At 72.2% G+C, this 16,336-nt stretch carries 14 protein-coding genes; 12 read left to right on the forward strand and 2 right to left on the reverse strand.

What is annotated here, in order from left to right; translation table 11 throughout:
- The first annotated feature begins 21 nt into the window (after positions 1-21).
- The 3 genes from OG393_RS13965 (at position 22) to OG393_RS13975 (ending at position 3,301) form a co-directional block, all read left to right on the forward strand.
- Positions 22-1,083 carry a S1C family serine protease gene (locus OG393_RS13965; RefSeq protein ID WP_327374988.1) on the forward strand — a complete coding sequence of 354 codons (1,062 nt, stop codon included), beginning with the start codon at positions 22-24 and terminating at the stop codon, positions 1,081-1,083.
- Positions 1,084-1,163: 80 nt separating this feature from the next.
- Complete coding sequence (locus OG393_RS13970; protein ID WP_327374989.1) at positions 1,164-1,877, forward strand: response regulator transcription factor; 714 nt, start codon at positions 1,164-1,166, stop codon at positions 1,875-1,877.
- Between the two features lie 8 nt (positions 1,878-1,885).
- Positions 1,886-3,301 (forward strand): sensor histidine kinase, encoded by a 1,416-nt coding sequence (locus OG393_RS13975; RefSeq protein WP_327374990.1) that lies wholly within the window; start codon positions 1,886-1,888, stop codon positions 3,299-3,301.
- Between the two features lie 54 nt (positions 3,302-3,355).
- On the opposite strand, the gene OG393_RS13980 is transcribed toward OG393_RS13975, so the two are convergent.
- Entirely contained in the window at positions 3,356-4,222 is an 867-nt protein-coding gene (locus tag OG393_RS13980; RefSeq protein WP_327374991.1) for a phosphatidylinositol-specific phospholipase C, read from the reverse strand.
- A gap of 219 nt (positions 4,223-4,441) precedes the next feature.
- Positions 4,442-6,268: a bifunctional metallophosphatase/5'-nucleotidase gene (locus OG393_RS13985; protein ID WP_327374992.1), complete on the reverse strand. Its 1,827-nt coding sequence runs from the start codon at positions 6,266-6,268 to the stop codon at positions 4,442-4,444.
- Positions 6,269-6,412: 144 nt separating this feature from the next.
- On the opposite strand from OG393_RS13985, the gene mshD reads away from it, so the two are divergent.
- The 9 genes from mshD (at position 6,413) to pstC (ending at position 16,310) form a co-directional block, all read left to right on the forward strand.
- Positions 6,413-7,339, forward strand: coding sequence for a mycothiol synthase (mshD, locus tag OG393_RS13990; RefSeq protein WP_327374993.1), 927 nt, complete (start codon positions 6,413-6,415; stop codon positions 7,337-7,339).
- A 185-nt stretch (positions 7,340-7,524) separates the two neighbouring features.
- The gene (locus OG393_RS13995; protein ID WP_327374994.1) at positions 7,525-7,911 is read left to right on the forward strand and encodes a GntR family transcriptional regulator; all 387 of its coding nucleotides are present in this window, start codon (positions 7,525-7,527) and stop codon (positions 7,909-7,911) included.
- Entirely contained in the window at positions 7,908-8,759 is an 852-nt protein-coding gene (locus tag OG393_RS14000; protein WP_327374995.1) for an ABC transporter ATP-binding protein, read from the forward strand. Before OG393_RS13995 ends, OG393_RS14000 begins: the two co-directional genes overlap by 4 nt.
- The gene (locus OG393_RS14005; RefSeq protein ID WP_327374996.1) at positions 8,756-9,682 is read left to right on the forward strand and encodes an ABC transporter permease; all 927 of its coding nucleotides are present in this window, start codon (positions 8,756-8,758) and stop codon (positions 9,680-9,682) included. Before OG393_RS14000 ends, OG393_RS14005 begins: the two co-directional genes overlap by 4 nt.
- 459 nt (positions 9,683-10,141) lie before the next feature.
- Positions 10,142-12,415 carry an RNA degradosome polyphosphate kinase gene (locus tag OG393_RS14010; protein WP_327374997.1) on the forward strand — a complete coding sequence of 758 codons (2,274 nt, stop codon included), beginning with the start codon at positions 10,142-10,144 and terminating at the stop codon, positions 12,413-12,415.
- A complete protein-coding gene (locus OG393_RS14015; protein WP_327374998.1) occupies positions 12,402-13,391 on the forward strand; it encodes a CHAD domain-containing protein in 990 nt (329 codons plus the stop codon). The genes OG393_RS14010 and OG393_RS14015 overlap by 14 nt, the downstream gene beginning before the upstream one ends.
- Complete coding sequence (locus tag OG393_RS14020) at positions 13,388-13,810, forward strand: NUDIX hydrolase (protein WP_327374999.1); 423 nt, start codon at positions 13,388-13,390, stop codon at positions 13,808-13,810. Before OG393_RS14015 ends, OG393_RS14020 begins: the two co-directional genes overlap by 4 nt.
- A 276-nt stretch (positions 13,811-14,086) precedes the next feature.
- Entirely contained in the window at positions 14,087-15,223 is a 1,137-nt protein-coding gene (pstS, locus tag OG393_RS14025) for a phosphate ABC transporter substrate-binding protein PstS (RefSeq protein WP_327375000.1), read from the forward strand.
- Between the two features lie 109 nt (positions 15,224-15,332).
- The gene (pstC, locus tag OG393_RS14030; protein ID WP_327375001.1) at positions 15,333-16,310 is read left to right on the forward strand and encodes a phosphate ABC transporter permease subunit PstC; all 978 of its coding nucleotides are present in this window, start codon (positions 15,333-15,335) and stop codon (positions 16,308-16,310) included.
- Positions 16,311-16,336: the final 26 nt, after the last annotated feature.

Raw genomic sequence — 16,336 nt, forward strand, 5'->3', positions numbered from 1 at the left:
ACGGCTCGCAGAGTCATTGCCATGACGGACTACCAGCAGCCGCAGCAGCCGTACTACCCGCCGCAGCCCCCGAGGCCCCCACGGCACCCGGCCGAGCCGCTCAGCGCCGGTCCGGGCACCACGGTCCGGCCCGCCGACGGGCACGTGCCCCCGCCGGCCCCGCCGAGCGCCCACGGCCCGGCACACGCGGCCCCCGAACCGCGCGGGCGCGCCAGGCGGGGCACCGGGCTGCTCGTCGCCGTGGCCATCGCCGCGGCGGCGATCGGCGGCGGCACGGCCACCCTCGTCCAGCAGCTCACCGCCGACGGCACCACGACCGGGTCCGGCCCCGTCAGCGGCGCGAACGTCTCCGCGAGCAGCCGGGGCACGGTCGCCGGGGTCGCCGCGGCCGTCTCCCCCTCCATCGTGGAGATCTCCGCGGCCTCGACGTCCGGGAAGTCGACCGGCTCCGGCGTGGTCATCACCGCCGACGGCGAGATCGTCACCAACAACCACGTGGTCTCCGGCGCCACCACGCTCAAGGTCCGGCTGTCCGACGGCACCTCCTACGACGCCGCCGTGGTGGGCACCGACCCCGACAAGGACCTGGCTCTGATCAAGCTCCAGGGAGCGTCCGGCCTGAAGGCGGCCACCCTCGGCGAGTCGGACAAGGTCGCCGTCGGCGACGAGGTCGTCGCGATCGGCTCCCCCGAGGGCCTGACCGGCACCGTCACCAGCGGCATCGTCTCGGCGCTCGACCGCGACGTGACCGTGGCGAAGGACGACGGTCAGGACCAGCGTCAGCCGCAGTACGACCCGCGGCAGGGCTGGCCCTTCGAATTCGGCGGCCAGGAGTTCAACGGCGACACCGGCACGTCGAAGACGACCTACAAGGCGCTCCAGACCGACGCCTCGCTCAACCCCGGGAATTCCGGTGGCGCGCTGATCAATATGAACGGCGAGATCATCGGAATCAATTCGGCCATGTACGCACCGAGTTCCTCGAACAGTTCTTCGGCCGGCAGTATCGGCCTCGGATTCGCCATTCCGATCGACACCGTGAAGGCCGATCTGGAACAGCTCCGCGCGGGCGGCTCCCGCTGAACGGCGGCCCCCGCGACCCGGGCGGCGACCCCCGGCGGAGCGACTCGTACGGCCCGAGCGACCCATGGGACGCTGGGGCCATGACTGAAGGCGAGCGCATCCTCATCGTCGACGACGAGCCCGCCGTACGGGAGGCGCTGCGACGCAGCCTCGCGTTCGAGGGCTACGGCACCGAGGTCGCCGTCGACGGACTGGACGCCCTCACGGCCCTGGAGGCGTACGCGCCCGACCTCGTCGTCCTCGACGTCCAGATGCCCCGGATGGACGGCCTGACCGCGGCCCGCCGCATCCGGGCGGCCGGCTCGACCGTGCCGATCCTGATGCTGACGGCCCGCGACACCGTCGGCGACCGGGTGACCGGACTCGACGCCGGCGCGGACGACTACCTGGTGAAACCCTTCGAACTGGACGAGCTGTTCGCCCGGATCAGGGCCCTGCTGCGGCGCAGCTCCTACGCCCCCGCGGCGGGCGAGGCGCCCCCGGGCGACGTCCTGGCCTTCGACGACCTGCGGATGGACCTGACGACCCGCGAGGTCAGCAGGGCCGGCCGGCCGGTGGAACTGACGCGGACGGAGTTCACCCTCCTGGAGATGTTCCTGGCCCATCCGCGGCAGGTGCTGACCCGGGAGCAGATCCTGAAGGCCGTTTGGGGTTTCGACTTCGAACCCAGCTCGAACTCCCTGGACGTGTACGTGATGTACCTGCGCCGCAAGACCGAGGCCGGCGGCGAACCACGCCTGGTCCACACGGTGCGCGGGGTGGGCTACGTCCTGCGGGGCGGAGGCCCGGAGTGAGAGGTCCGGTGGCATGGTTCCGGTCGAGGCCGCTGCGGTCGCGACTGGCCCTGCTGACGGCGACGGCGGTGGCCTTGGCGGTGGCCGCCGTGTCACTGGCCTGCTGGTTCGTGACCCGGGCCCAGCTGGAGGGGGAGCTGGACGCCTCACTGCGCCGCTCGCAGTTCACCCAGGACGAGGCCCGCGCCCTGCTCAACTCCTGCGGGCCGGCCGCGCAGAAGCCTCCGGGCTATCCGCAGTTCGGCTCCGACACCCGGCAGATCGTCTCGGCGGACGGCGTGGTCTGCTCCCTGGGCGCCTCGAAGATCCCGGTGACTCCCGAGGACGTCGCCGTGGTCGAGCGGCGGGAGCCGTACGCGCTGCATACCACGACGGCCGAGGACGGCTCGCAGATGCGGGTCTACACCTACCCCGTGCGCAACCAGGCGGTGGCCGTGTCGGTGGCCCGTCCGCTCGCCGAGATCGACAACTCGATGTCCACGCTCGGCTGGGTCCTCCTGCTGGTCTCCGGGATCGGTGTGGTGGGCGCCGGCGCGGCCGGACTGTGGGTGGCACGGGCCGGGCTGAAGCCGGTGGACCGGCTGACGGCCGCGGTCGAGCATGTGGCGGTGACCGAGGACCTGACGGTGCGCATCCCGGTCGAGGGCGAGGACGAGATCGCCCGGCTGTCCCGCTCCTTCAACGCGATGACGGCGGCGCTGGCGTCCTCCCGGGACCGGCAGTCCCAGCTGATCGCCGACGCGGGTCACGAGCTGCGCACCCCGCTGACCTCGCTGCGCACCAACATCGAACTCCTCGCCCGCAGCGAACGGACGGGCCGCGCGCTGCCGCCCGACGACCGGCGGGCGCTGATGGCCTCGGTGAAGGCCCAGATGACGGAGCTGGCGGCGCTGATCGGCGACCTCCAGGAGCTGGCCCGCCCCGACGCGGCCGAGCCGGGCCCGCTGGAGGTGGTGCCGCTGCACGGCATCCTGCGTTCGGCCCTGGAGCGGGCGCGGCTGCGCGGACCCGAGCTGACGTTCGTCACCGACCTCGCGCCCTGGTACGTGCGGGCGACGCCGGCCGCCCTGGAACGCGCGCTGGTGAACGTGCTGGACAACGCGGTGAAGTTCTCGCCGCCGGGGGGCACGGTCGAGGTGACCCTGATGCGCGGCGAGCTGACGGTCCGCGACCACGGTCCGGGCATCCCTCCCGAGGAGCTCCCGCACGTCTTCGACCGTTTCTGGCGTTCCCCGTCGGCCCGCGCTCTGCCGGGCTCGGGCCTGGGCCTGTCGATCGTGGCCCGCACGGTCCAGCAGGCCGGGGGGACGGCCGCCCTCCGGGTGGCGGAGGGCGGCGGCGCGGAGGCGGTCCTCCGGCTGCCGGGCGCGCCGACCCCGCCGCCGGAGGGCAGGTCCGTTCCGGAGAGCCGGCCGACCGCCTGACCCTCCGCCCCACAGGTCCCCCTGCGGTCGCGCCGGTCGCGCCGGTCGCGCCGGTCAGTTGTGCCGGATCAGGGACTCCAGCAGGCCCGGTCGGGTGTTCGGGAAGTCCAGCGGGACGACGCCGAGGCCCTTCCAGCCGGCGGCCTCCGGACCGTCGAGGAAGGCGTGGACCCTCGGGTTGAGCCGGTCGGAGTTCCAGCGGGGCGGCAGCAGGGCCGACGTGGACACGTAGTTGACGCAGAGCTTGCCGGGCCGGCCGGCCGCCTTGCGGAACTGGGCCTCGATCTTCGGGTACTTGGCGCCGGGTTCCGCCTGGTAGTCGTCCTGGATGTCGAAGTACGCGCCGTCGCCGTAACGGACACCCGGCAGCCCACCGTTGTCGGCGAGCAGCACGACCCGGCCGCGGGCCTCGCCGAGGACGGGCAGGCCCGCCCCGATCCGGAAGAGGGAGCGCCAGCCCCGGTGGTCGAGGTAGTCGTCGAAGACCGCCCGGAAGGTGGCGTCCGAGTCCTCCGAGTACTCCTGCTTGACCCGCATGAGGACGGTCTCCGACGGATACGCGGCGAGGAAGTCGCGGCAGGCGATCAGGACGTCCCCGAACATCAGGTGCTGGTAGGAGGCACCGTGGTGGATGGCGAGGGAGCCGCCGGTGACCCGGCAGCGGACGTCGAGGAAGCGGATGCCGCTGCTCAGTTGCCGGGCGATGGTGGTGTCCTGACAGGCGGCCCACGGGCCGCCGTGGCGGGCTCCGGAGTCGTGGGTTCCGGGGATGGTGAGTCTCTGGAGCGGGGTGGCGTCGCCGTGGCCGGCCATCCAGTCCCGCGTCGTGAGTGCCCGGGTGCGGGCCCGCGCGGGCGGGGCGGCGGTCAGCAGCGTGACGGCGGTCGCCACGGACCCCGCGAGAAGGCTTCGTCGGTCCATGGCAGGCGATTATGACGGGGACGCGTCAAGAATCACAGATGTGATCCGGCCCTCCCGCGCGGACACATACCCGTGCTCGGCCGCCCGGCGGCGCGGGCGTCGGCTTCTCCCGTCCCCGGACGGCGTCCGGTCCTCACGGCCTGGCGTGACACCGAGTGGACACGCGGAGGGGGCGGCGCCCGTCGAGACGGACGCCGCCCCCTCCCGGGGCCCGAGGGCCTACTGCACGACCGTGATCCGGTCGGCCGCCGGCGCGGCCAGCGGGGCCGACGCCGAGGAGTGCGCCGTCAGGTAGGCGTTGAACAGGTCCAGGTCGGACGCGCCGACCAGCTTGTTCGTGCCCGCCGCGAGGGCCGGGAAGCCGTCGCCACCGCCCGCGAGGAACTCGTTCATCGCGACGCGGTAGCTCTTCGACGGGTCGATCGCCTCACCGTTCAGCATGACCGAACCGTCCACGACACGGTCCGCGCCCGACTTCGTCATGTCGAGCGTGTAGGTGAGACCCCCGGAGACCTGAAGGATCTTGACCGAGGCCGCGTTGGCGCCGCTGACCTGCTGCTTCAGCGCGGCCAGCAGGTTGGCGCCGGACAGGTCGACGACGTTCATCATGTTGGTGAAGGGCTGCACGGTGAATGCCTCGCCGTACGTCACCACTCCGTCGCCCTCGCTGCCGGAGGCCGCGTAGACCAGGTCCGAGCGGATGCCGCCCGGGTTCATCAGGGCCAGCTGCGCGCCGCCCTTGTCCGCCGGGGCCAGGCCCTCCAGCTGGGCGTCGGCGATCAGGTCGCCGAGAGGCTTCTCGTACGCCGTCGAGCCGCGGCCGTTGATGTCCGTGGCGATGTAGCCCTGCGGCCGGTTCGCGATCGGGGCGGACAGCGTGCGCCAGTCCTCGATCAGCTTCGTCATGTCGGCGGCCTTGGGCACGTCACGCGTGACGACGTGGTTCGCCGAGGCGACCGACGTGCGGACGATGTCCTTGGTACGGCGGTCGTAGGTCAGCGTGGTGTCCGTGTAGAGCTTGCCGTAGGAGGCCGCCGAGGTGACCAGTCGCGGCTTGCCCGCGGGGTCCGGGATGGTGCACACGTACGCCTGGTGGGTGTGGCCGGTGACCAGCGCGTCGACCTGCGGGCTCACGTGCTTGGCGATCTCGGTGATCGGGCCGGAGATGCCGTCGCCCTGGCCGGGGCTGTCGCAGTCGTAGTTGTACGAGGAGGAGGCCGGCGCCCCGCCCTCGTGGATCAGCGCGACGATCGACTTGACGCCCTTGCGCTCCAGGACCTTCGTGTACTTGTTGATCGTCTCGACCTCGTCGCCGAACTTCAGGCCCTTCACGCCCTCGGCGGTGACGATGTTCGGGGTGCCCTCCAGGGTCACACCGATGAAGCCGATCCGGACGCCGTTCTTCTCCCAGATGAAGTACGGGTCGAGCAGCGGCTTGCCGGTCTTCTCCTTCGTCACGTTGGCGGCGAGGTAGGGGAAGTCGGCGCCCTTGAACTTCTTGCCCTTGACGTAACACCCGCCCGTCGGGTGGCAGCCGCCGTTCTGTATCCGGGACAGCTCGCGCGCGCCCTCGTCGAACTCGTGGTTGCCCACCGAGGTGACGTCGAGGTCCAGCCTGTTCAGCGCGTTGATCGTCGGCTCGTCGTGGAAGAGCCCCGACAGCAGCGGCGAGGCACCGATCAGGTCACCGGCCGCGGCCGTGACGGAGTAACGGTTCCCCTTGCGGGCCTGGCGCAGGTGCGTCGCCAGGTACTCGACGCCGCCCGCGTCGATCTTCTCGGTGGTGCCGTCCGCGTGGGTCCGCGTGACCTGGCCGGAGGAGCCGGCCGGCGGCTCCAGGTTGCCATGCAGGTCGTTGAAGGAGAGCAACTGGACGTCGACCGTCCGACCCCAGCCGTGTCCGTGTCCGTGGCCGTGTCCGTGGCGCGCCGACTGCCCGGCCGCGCCGGCCGGCATCGCGGCGACGAGCGCGCCGACGGTGGCGAATGCCGCACCGGCGACGAGAACCCGCCGCCCCGCCCTGTTCCTCTTCGGTGTCGCTGACATCTCTCCCCTTTGTCCCTACGACTACCTGGTCTGCCCGCGCAGCCTAGAGTCAACGCGCGTAGCGCAACAGGGGGTAACGGGTTACAAGGTGGTTGCCTCCGCCTTTCCGGCGGGTCGGAGCACCGCCGCCGTAGGCTCGTACCCATGACTTCTGACGCGGCGCCGGCCCTCGAACCCGGACGGCAGATCCAGACCCTCGACGAACTCTCCCCCGGCCAGGTCCAGGACGTCCTCGACCTGCTGGAGGCCGCGGACCGCGCCGACGGCCTGCACGCCGTGTCCGAGCAGGGCCGGCTCTACCTGCGTCACGGCCGGCGCGAGGGAGTGAGCCACTTCCTGCTCACCGTCGGCCCGCACCTCTACGGCTACGCCCAACTGGAGGACACCGACCCGGTGGAGGCTCCCGCCGCCGAGCTCGTCGTGCACCCCTCGCACCGGGGCCGCGGACACGGAAGGGCGTTGGGTTCGGCGCTGCTCGCCGCCTCGGGCAAGCGACTGCGGGTATGGGCGCACGGCGGGAAGTCGGCGGCCCGGCACCTCGCCCAGGTGCTCGGCCTGACCCTCTTCCGGGAACTGCGCCAGCTGCGCCGGCCGTTGGTGCCACTCGACATCCCGGAGCCGGCGCTGCCCGAGGGAGTCACCGTCCGTACCTTCGTCCCCGGCCGGGACGACACCGCCTGGCTCGCCGTCAACGCGGCGGCATTCGCCCACCATCCCGAGCAGGGGTCGCTCGCCCAGCGCGATCTCGACGACCGCATGTCCGAGCCCTGGTTCGACCCGAAGGGCTTCTTCCTCGCCGAGCGGGAGGGCCGGCTGGTCGGCTTCCACTGGACGAAGGTGCACGCCGAGGAGCACCTGGGCGAGGTCTACGTGGTCGGCGTCCTGCCCGAGGAGCAGGGCGGTGGCCTGGGCAAGGCGCTCACCGCGATCGGGCTGCGGCACCTGGCGGCGCAGACGCTGCCGACGGCGATGCTGTACGTGGACGCGGACAACACGGCGGCGGTGACGGTGTACGAGCGGCTGGGGTTCGCCACGCACGAGGTGGACCTGATGTACCGCACGGAGTCCTGACCCACGGCACGCGTCCGCGAGCGGGCCGGGGCCCCCGGGGCTCCGGCCCGGCACCACGCGGGGCCCGCGTGACGGGCGGACACGTCGGCGGAGGCGGAATCCGGCGCTGACGAGGGGAGGTTGACACCACCGCTCCTTTCCACCACCCTTTCACTACTTGATTAGTGAAAGGGTGGTGGAAGGACGTGCTCGAGTACCGGATCGACCGGCGCAGCGGGGTCGCCACCTATCTCCAGATCGTCCAGCAGACGAAACAGGCCCTGCGCATGGGCCTCCTGGAGCCCGGCGACAAGCTGCCCACCGCGCGCGAGGTCGTCGAGGCGACGGCGATCAACCCGAACACGGTCCTCAAGGCCTACCGCGAACTGGAACGCGAAGGGCTCGTCGAGGCCCGCCGCGGACTGGGCACCTTCGTCCGCGCCACGCTCGGTGCCACCCCCGCCGAATCGCCGCTGCGCGGCGAACTCGCCGACTGGACACGCCGGGCACGCGCCTCCGGCCTGGACCGGGACGACGTGGCCGCGCTCTTCACGACCGCGCTGGACGAACACTTCGAGGGGGACGACGCATGACGACCCACACCACGCTGGAAACCACCGGACTGGGCAAACGCTACGGAGGACGCGCGCGCCGCTGGGCCCTGCGGGACTGCTCCTTCCGGCTCCCCGCCGGCCGCGTGTGCGCCGTCGTCGGCCCGAACGGCGCCGGCAAGTCCACCCTCCTCGCGCTCGCCGCCGGACTCCTGCTGCCCACCGAGGGCACCGTCCACGCCCCGGCCCGCGCCGACCTCGCCTACGTGGCCCAGGACAAGCCGCTCTACCCGCAGCTCACCGTCGCCGAGACCCTGCGGATGGGACGCGAGCTCAACCCCGGCCGCTGGGACGACACCGTGGCCGCACGGATCGCCGAAGCCGGCCCCCTCGACCCCGGCACCCGGGTACGCGCCCTGTCCGGCGGACAGCGCACCCGGCTCGCCCTCGCCCTCGCCCTGGGCAAACGCCCCGGCCTGCTGCTCCTGGACGAGCCGATGGCCGACCTCGACCCACTGGCCCGCCGCGAGCTCATGGGCGCACTGATGGCCGACGCCGCCGACCGCGGCACGACGGTCGTGCTCTCCTCCCACGTGCTCGGCGAACTGGAAGGCACCTGCGACCACCTGCTGCTGGTCGACGGCGGCCGGATCCGCCTCGACGGCGGCGTCGACGCACTCCTCGCGTCCCACTGCCTGCTCACCGGCCCGGTCGCCGACCTCGCCCCGCACACCGTCGTCGAATCCCGCACGACAGGCCGTCAGCTCACCGCACTCATCCGGCGGGAAGGCCGCGTCGAAGGACCGTGGCGGGTCACCGAACCCACCCTGGAGGAACTCCTCCTGGCCCACCTGCGCGCCGCGAAGTCCCCCGAAGGAGCCGTCGCATGAGCACCCCCGCACGCAAGGGACCGTCCCTCCTGAAGGGTTCCTCCTGGGTCACCGTCCGCCAGCACCGGCGCGCCCTGTGGGTGGCCGCGACGGGAGTGACGCTGAGCCTCGCCGTCATCGGCGGGCTGCGCTGGTGGGACGCCCGCCCCTCCGCGCCCGACGGGAGCGGGTCCTTCGGCGCGCTCCGGCCGGCCATGGGGTACGCCTCCCTGGGCATGCTGGTCCTGCCCCTGCTGGCCGGCGTCTTCGTCGCCGGCCCGATGGTGGCGCGCGAGCTGGAGTCGGGGACGTACCGCCTGGCCCTGACCCAGTCGGTGACCCCCACCCGCTGGCTCGCCGCGAAACTGCTGACCGCGGGCACGGTCGCGATCACCGGCACCCTCGCCCTGATCGGGGTCTACCAGCTCGGCCTGGCGCGGGTGGACGGCACCTACCTCTTCCACTGGGCGGACCGCGGCCCCTACGAGGCGTCCGGTCCGGTGCTCCTCGCCCAGGTCCTGCTGGCCCTCGCCCTCGGCGCGCTCGTCGGACAGCTCGTCCGGCGCACGGTCCCCGCCATGTCGTCCACCGGCCTCGTCCTCGGCACGGTGATCCTCCTCCTCGGCAGGGCGCGCTGGAACCTGCTGCCGGTACGAACGGTCACCGGGCCGCCGGAACAGCCCCTTCCCGTCCCCCACGACGCGCTCACCCTGGACACCGGCCTCATCGGCCCCGGCGGCGCCCGGCTCCCGGAGTGGACCTGCTCCGAGTACGCCGACCCGCGGGGCTGCCCGCCCGGCCTCGGCATCACCCACCGGTACGCCGACTACCATCCGCACGCCCACTTCTGGCCGACCCAGCTCCTCGAGACCGGCATCCTGCTGGCCCTGACCGGACTCGCGCTCTACGCCGCGTTCCGCCTCCTGCGCGCCCGGCACGCCTGAGTGCCTGTCGGGTGGCCTCCGGCCGGGCGGTCACGTCCTGGCACGCACGCTGCCGGCGTTGCCGGGATACCTCGGTAGCTCCGCCACGGCGGCCTCCCGGCGCCTTGGAATCTCATGCACCAAACCGCGTCCACCTGTCAATCGAAGGCCACCCGGCAGGCTTCGAGCGCCCGAGACGCCGTGCGGGGTCGGGCCGGCCCACCGCGCACCACGCCGGAAGGACGGCACCCGCGGCCCGCCCACCAGGCCCGTACCGGCCCCGGCGGGGCCCATGAGGGCCCCGCCCCCGATTCCCACAGGACACGTCCTCGTTACCGGGCATTCAGACACGCTTGCGACGCTCACGCAATGAAGCCCGCCGTGCCCGCGCCCCGCCAGGCACTCCCCAAAGGGAGACTTCCCTCCGCCACGGCCCGCTCCGACGCGCCCGACCGCCCCTTCGCGCGGAAGAATAGGTCCATGAGCCAGCAGCCCGCCGAGGTACCGGTCCAGTCCTCCGCCACGTCTTCCGCCACGCCCTCCGCGCAGAACGGACGGACGTCCCCGCAGCCGTCCATCGGATCCATAGCCGCGCACCGCCCCCACACGGTCAACGCGGGCCCCGTGTCGGACCTCGAACCCGACCTGGACTCCGACCTCGACGCGTACGAGGACGACGGCGACGCGGGCGAGCTTCCCCAGGGCCGCTTCCTCGACCGCGAACGCAGTTGGCTCGCGTTCAACGAACGGGTCCTCGAACTCGCCGAGGACCCCACGACGCCGCTGCTCGAACGGGCGAACTTCCTGGCGATCTTCGCCTCGAACCTCGACGAGTTCTTCATGGTCCGCGTCGCCGGCCTCAAACGCCGCATCGCCACCGGCGTCGCCACCCGCTCCGCGTCCGGCCTCCAGCCCCGCGAGGTACTGGACCTGATCTGGACCCGCTCGCGCGAACTCATGGCCCGGCACGCCGCCTGCTACCAGCAGGACGTCGCCCCGGCCCTCGCCGACGAGGGCATCCACCTGATCCGCTGGCCGGAGCTCACGGAGAAGGAACAGGCGCGCCTCTTCACCCTGTTCCGCCAGCAGATCTTCCCCGTCCTCACCCCGCTGGCCGTCGACCCCGCACACCCCTTCCCGTACATCTCCGGCCTCTCGCTCAACCTCGCCGTCGTCGTGCGCAACCCGGTCAGCGGCCACCGCCACTTCGCCCGGGTGAAGGTGCCGCCGCTGCTCTCCCGCTTCCTGGAGGCGTCCCCCGAGCGCTACGTCCCCCTCGAGGACGTCATCGCCGCGCATCTGGAGGAACTCTTCCCCGGCATGGAGGTGCTGGCGCACCACATGTTCCGGGTGACCCGGAACGAGGACCTCGAAGTCGAGGAGGACGACGCCGAGAACCTGCTCCAGGCCCTGGAGAAGGAACTCCTGCGCCGTCGCTTCGGACCGCCGGTCCGCCTGGAGGTCGAGGAGTCCATCGACCCGTACGTGCTCGACCTGCTCGTGCGCGAACTGAAGATCTCCGACGCCGAGGTCTACCCGCTGCCCGGCCCGCTCGACCTCACCGGCCTGTTCGGGATCGCGGGCCTGGACCGGCCCGAGCTGAAGTACCCCAAGTTCATCGCCGGCACCCACCGCGACCTGGCCGAGGTCGAGTCCGCCTCCGCGCCCGACATCTTCATGGCGCTGCGCGAACGGGACGTGCTGCTGCACCACCCCTACGACTCCTTCTCCACGTCCGTGCAGGCGTTCCTGGAACAGGCCGCCGCCGACCCCGACGTCCTCGCCATCAAGCAGACGCTGTACCGGACCTCCGGCAAGTCCCCCATCGTCGACGCGCTCATCGACGCGGCCGAGGCGGGCAAGCAGGTCCTCGTCCTCGTCGAGATCAAGGCCCGCTTCGACGAGCAGGCCAACATCAAGTGGGCCCGCAAGCTGGAGGAGGCCGGCTGTCACGTCGTCTACGGCCTCGTCGGACTCAAGACCCACTGCAAGCTGTCGCTGGTGGTCCGTCAGGAAGGCGAGCTGCTGCGCCGCTACTCCCACGTCGGCACCGGCAACTACCACCCCAAGACCGCCCGCCTCTACGAGGACCTCGGTCTGCTCACCGCCGACCCGCAGGTCGGCGCCGACCTCTCCGACCTGTTCAACCGGCTCTCCGGCTACTCGCGGCGCGAGACCTACCGGCGCCTGCTCACCGCCCCCAAGTCCCTGCGGGACGGACTCGTCGCCCGGATCAACAAGGAGGTCGCCCACCACCACGCCGGGCGTCCCGCCTACGTCCGGATCAAGGTCAACTCGCTGGTAGACGAGGCGATCATCGACGCCTGTTACCGGGCCGCGCAGGCCGGCGTCCCCGTCGACATCTGGGTCCGCGGCATCTGCGCGGTGCGGCCCGGCGTCGCCGGACTGTCCGAGAACATCCGGGTCCGTTCGATACTCGGACGCTTCCTGGAGCACTCCCGGATCTTCGCCTTCGGCAACGGAGGCGAGCCCGAGGTCTGGCTGGGCAGCGCCGACATGATGCACCGCAACCTGGACCGCAGGATCGAGGCCCTCGTCCGGGTCTCCGACCCGGCCCACCGGGCCGCCCTGACCCGGCTCCTGGAGACCGGAATGTCCGACACCACCTCCTCCTGGCACCTCGGCCCGGACGGGAACTGGACGCGGCACGCGACCGACCCGGAAGGCCGGCCCCTGCGGCACGTCCAGGAGATGCTCATCGACGCGCGGAGGCGCCGGCGTGCACAACCCTGACCACGACGTCCCCGCCACGGCCACGGCGGGCGACGTCCTCTCCCCCTACCTCCAGGCGCGCGCCGGTGACTTCCTGCGCGGCCTGCGCCTGCACGCCGAAAGCGGCGCCGACACGGCCGGAGCCGGGGAGGCCGCCCGGTCCCTGAGATCCGCCGCGCGCCGCATCAGCGGGACCCTGCACACCTTCCGCCCGCTGCTCGACGCCGCCTGGGCCGACCAGCTCCGCACGGAACTGGCCTGGCTGTCCGGCACCCTGGCGCTCGAACACGCCTGCACCTCCCGGCTGGTCCGGCTGGTGGACGCGCTGTCCCGCCTGTCGAGCGGCGGCGGGCCGGTACCCGCCGCCCGGGGCGCCGAACGGGCCGGACTGACGGTGGGCGCGGCCCGCGCGGGCGCCCTCCTGGAGCGCCAGCTCACCCTCGCCCGCACCCGCGCCCACTCGGCCGCGCTGCAGGCGCTCGGGTCCTCCCGCTTCCACGCCCTCGCCGACACGGTCGCCCTGCTCGCCTCCGAGGTCCCGCTGGGGCCCGCCGCGTCGGCCCCGGCGGCCGACGTCCTCGACATCCCCGCCGAGACCGTCGAACGGCGACTCCGGGACGCGGTCGCCGCGCTGCCGCTGACCCGCGCGGCCCACCCGTACAACGCCGACGCCCTCGCCCTGGGTGCCGCCGAGACCCAGGACGCCCCCTGGCACCAGACCCGGCTGCTGCTGCGGCTGCACCGCTACGCCGCCGAAGTCGTCCACCGCGGCACCGACCCGGACCCCGTGCTCTACGAGGCCGGGCGCACCCTGGACCGCCACCGGGACGCCTCCGAGGCCGCCGTGGCCGCTGCCACGGCGGCCCGTACCCCGCGGATCGCTCCGGCGACCGCGTACGCCCTGGGCGTCCTGCACGCGGACCAGCGCCATGAGGTCGAGGCCGCCCGCTTCGCCTTCCAGCGGGCCTGGCAGCGGACGACGGCGGCGGTCCCGTGACAGCGGCGACGCCCGTCCAGGCGGCCGGCTGCGCACTGTGGCGGCGGGTCGCCGGCGGCCGGGCACCGGGCATCGAGATCGCCCTGGTCCACCGGCCGAAGTACGACGACTGGTCGCTGCCGAAGGGCAAGCAGAAGCACGGCGAGACGCTCCGCGCCTGCGCCGTCCGCGAGGTCCGGGAGGAGACGGGCCAGGAGTGCGTCCTGGGAACCCGGCTCCCGACCGCCCGCTACCTGGCGAGCGGACGGCCGAAGGAGGTCGCCTACTGGGCGGCCGAGGCGGTGGGGGGCGTCTTCGTCCCCGACGACGAGGTCGACCGGCTCCTCTGGCTCGCCCCCGCCGAGGCCCGCGGGCGCCTCACCCAGCCGCGGGACCGTGAGCTCCTCGACGCGCTCCTGGACACCCTGTCCACCCCCTGACGTCGCCCACCGCCCGCCCACCGCCCGCCCGGCGGCCCCCGGTCCCCGGACCATCCCGTGCCGTGCCCGCACCGCGCCCCGCCGGAACGCACCCGGCCTTCCGGCACGGTTCACTTTCCGTTCACTCTCCCCCGTCGGCGGCTTCACCTGATCTGCCTAATTTCGGCCGTACAAGGTGCACAGGCACAGCGACGCACCACGACCCCGACACGCGCCGCCGTTACGTTCAGGACACCAAGGTCCACGGCAGGCGGCTTCTGGAAGGAACACCCGAAAGTGAAGCTTTCGCGCAAGAACGGGCTTCGCGCCACCGCGATCGGTGCCCTCGCCGTCTCCGGCGCCCTGGTCCTCACGGCGTGTGGTTCGGACAACAACAACGAGGCGACCCCGAGCGGCGACAAGACCTCCGCCGCGGCCTCCGACATCACGTGCGACGGCGCCAAGGGCCAGCTGCTCGCCGCCGGGTCCAGCGCGCAGAAGAACGCCATGGACCTGTGGGTCAAGAACTTCCAGGCCGCCTGCTCCGGCGTCGAGGTCAACTACCAGGCCATCGGCTCCGGCGGCGGCATCACCAAGTTCAACCAGGGCCAGGTCGCCCTCGCCGGCTCCGACTCCGCCCTGAAGGACGAAGAGGTCGCCGAGTCGCAGAAGATCTGCACCGGCGGCAAGGGCATCAACCTGCCCATGGTCGGCGGGCCCATCGCCATCGGCTACAAGCTGAACGGTGTGGACAACCTCGTCCTCGACGCCCCGACCATCGCCAAGATCTTCGACGCCAAGATCACCAAGTGGAACGACGAGGCGATCGCCAAGCTGAACCCGGGCGTGACCCTGCCCGACAGCGCCATCCAGGCCTTCCACCGCTCGGACGAGTCGGGCACCACCCAGAACCTGGGCAAGTACCTCTCGACCGCCGCCCCGGCCGACTGGAAGTACGACCCGAAGTCGAAGTCGTGGCCGGCCCCCGGTGGCCAGGCCGCCAACGGTTCCTCCGGTGTCGCGACCGCGGTCAAGGACGCCGAGGGCTCCATCGGCTACTTCGAGCTCTCCTACGCCACCGCCAACAAGATCTCCACGGTCAAGGTGAACACCGGTGCCGCCGCCCCGGTCGAGGCCACCACGGAGAACGCCTCCAAGGCCATCGCCGCCGCCAAGGTCAAGGGCACCGGCAACGACCTCGCGCTGTCCCTGGACTACGCCACCAAGGCCGAGGGCGCCTACCCGCTGATCCTCGTCACCTACGAGATCGCCTGCGACAAGGGCAACAAGGCCGAGACCCTGCCCACCCTGAAGGCATTCCTGAACTACACCGCCAGCGAGGAGGGCCAGAAGGTCCTCTCCGAGGCCGGCTACGCCCCGCTCCCGGCCGAGATCGCGGCCAAGGTCCGCGAGATCGTCCCCACCCTGTCCTGATCCCCGGCCGGGTCCGGTCCGTCGCTCACACCGACGGGCCGGTTCCGGCATCCGGTGCACCGCCGCCAGGAGCCGTACAGCAGTCCGGCCCCGCAGACCGGAGAGACCGATGGTTACGACAACCACACCACCCATACGAAAGAGCCGGCGCGCCACGAGCGCGACCCGCCCCGGAGACCGGATCTTCCTCGGCCTGTCCCGCGGTTCCGGCATCACCCTGCTGGTGATCATGGCCGCGATCGCGGTCTTCCTCACCTACCGCGCCGTCCTCGCCATCTCGCAGGACTCCACGAACTTCCTCACCACCTCCGAGTGGAACCCGACCGGACAGCCGCCCGTCTTCGGCATCGCCGTCCTCGCCTTCGGCACCGTCGTCTCGTCGGTCATCGCGATGGCCATCGCCGTGCCGGTCGCGATCGGCATCGCGCTGTTCATCTCGCACTACGCGCCCCGCAAGCTGGCCAAGCCGCTCGCGTACGTGGTCGACCTGCTCGCCGCCGTGCCCAGCATCATCTACGGCCTGTGGGGCGCGATCTTCCTCGTCCCGTACCTCGGCGGACTGAACCAGTGGCTCGACCAGTACCTGGGCTGGACGTACATCTTCGACAAGTCCATGGACGGCGTCGCCCGTAACCTCTTCACCGTGGGCATCCTGCTGGCGATCATGATCCTGCCGATCATCACCAACGTGACCCGTGAGGTCTTCCTCCAGGTCCCGCGGATGCACGAGGAGGCCGCCCTGGCCCTCGGCGCCACCCGCTGGGAGGTCATCCGGATGTCGGTCCTCCCCTTCGGCCGCTCGGGCATCATCTCGGCCTCGATGCTCGGTCTCGGCCGCGCGCTCGGCGAGACCATGGCCGTCGCCGTGGTGCTCTCCCCCAGCTTCGTCATCTCCGGCTACCTGCTCGACCCGGGCGGCGGCACCTTCGCCCAGAACATCGCGGCCAAGTTCAACGAGGCCAACGAGTTCGGCCGGGACGCCCTGATCGCCTCCGGCCTGGTCCTCTTCGCCATCACCCTGCTGGTCAACGGCGCGGCCCGGTGGATCATCGCCCGCCGCAAGGACTACTCGGGAGCCGCCGCGTGAGCACCGCGCACGCGGCCCGGCCGCAG

Source organism: Streptomyces sp. NBC_01216, from assembly GCF_035994945.1.
Taxonomy (GTDB): domain Bacteria; phylum Actinomycetota; class Actinomycetes; order Streptomycetales; family Streptomycetaceae; genus Streptomyces.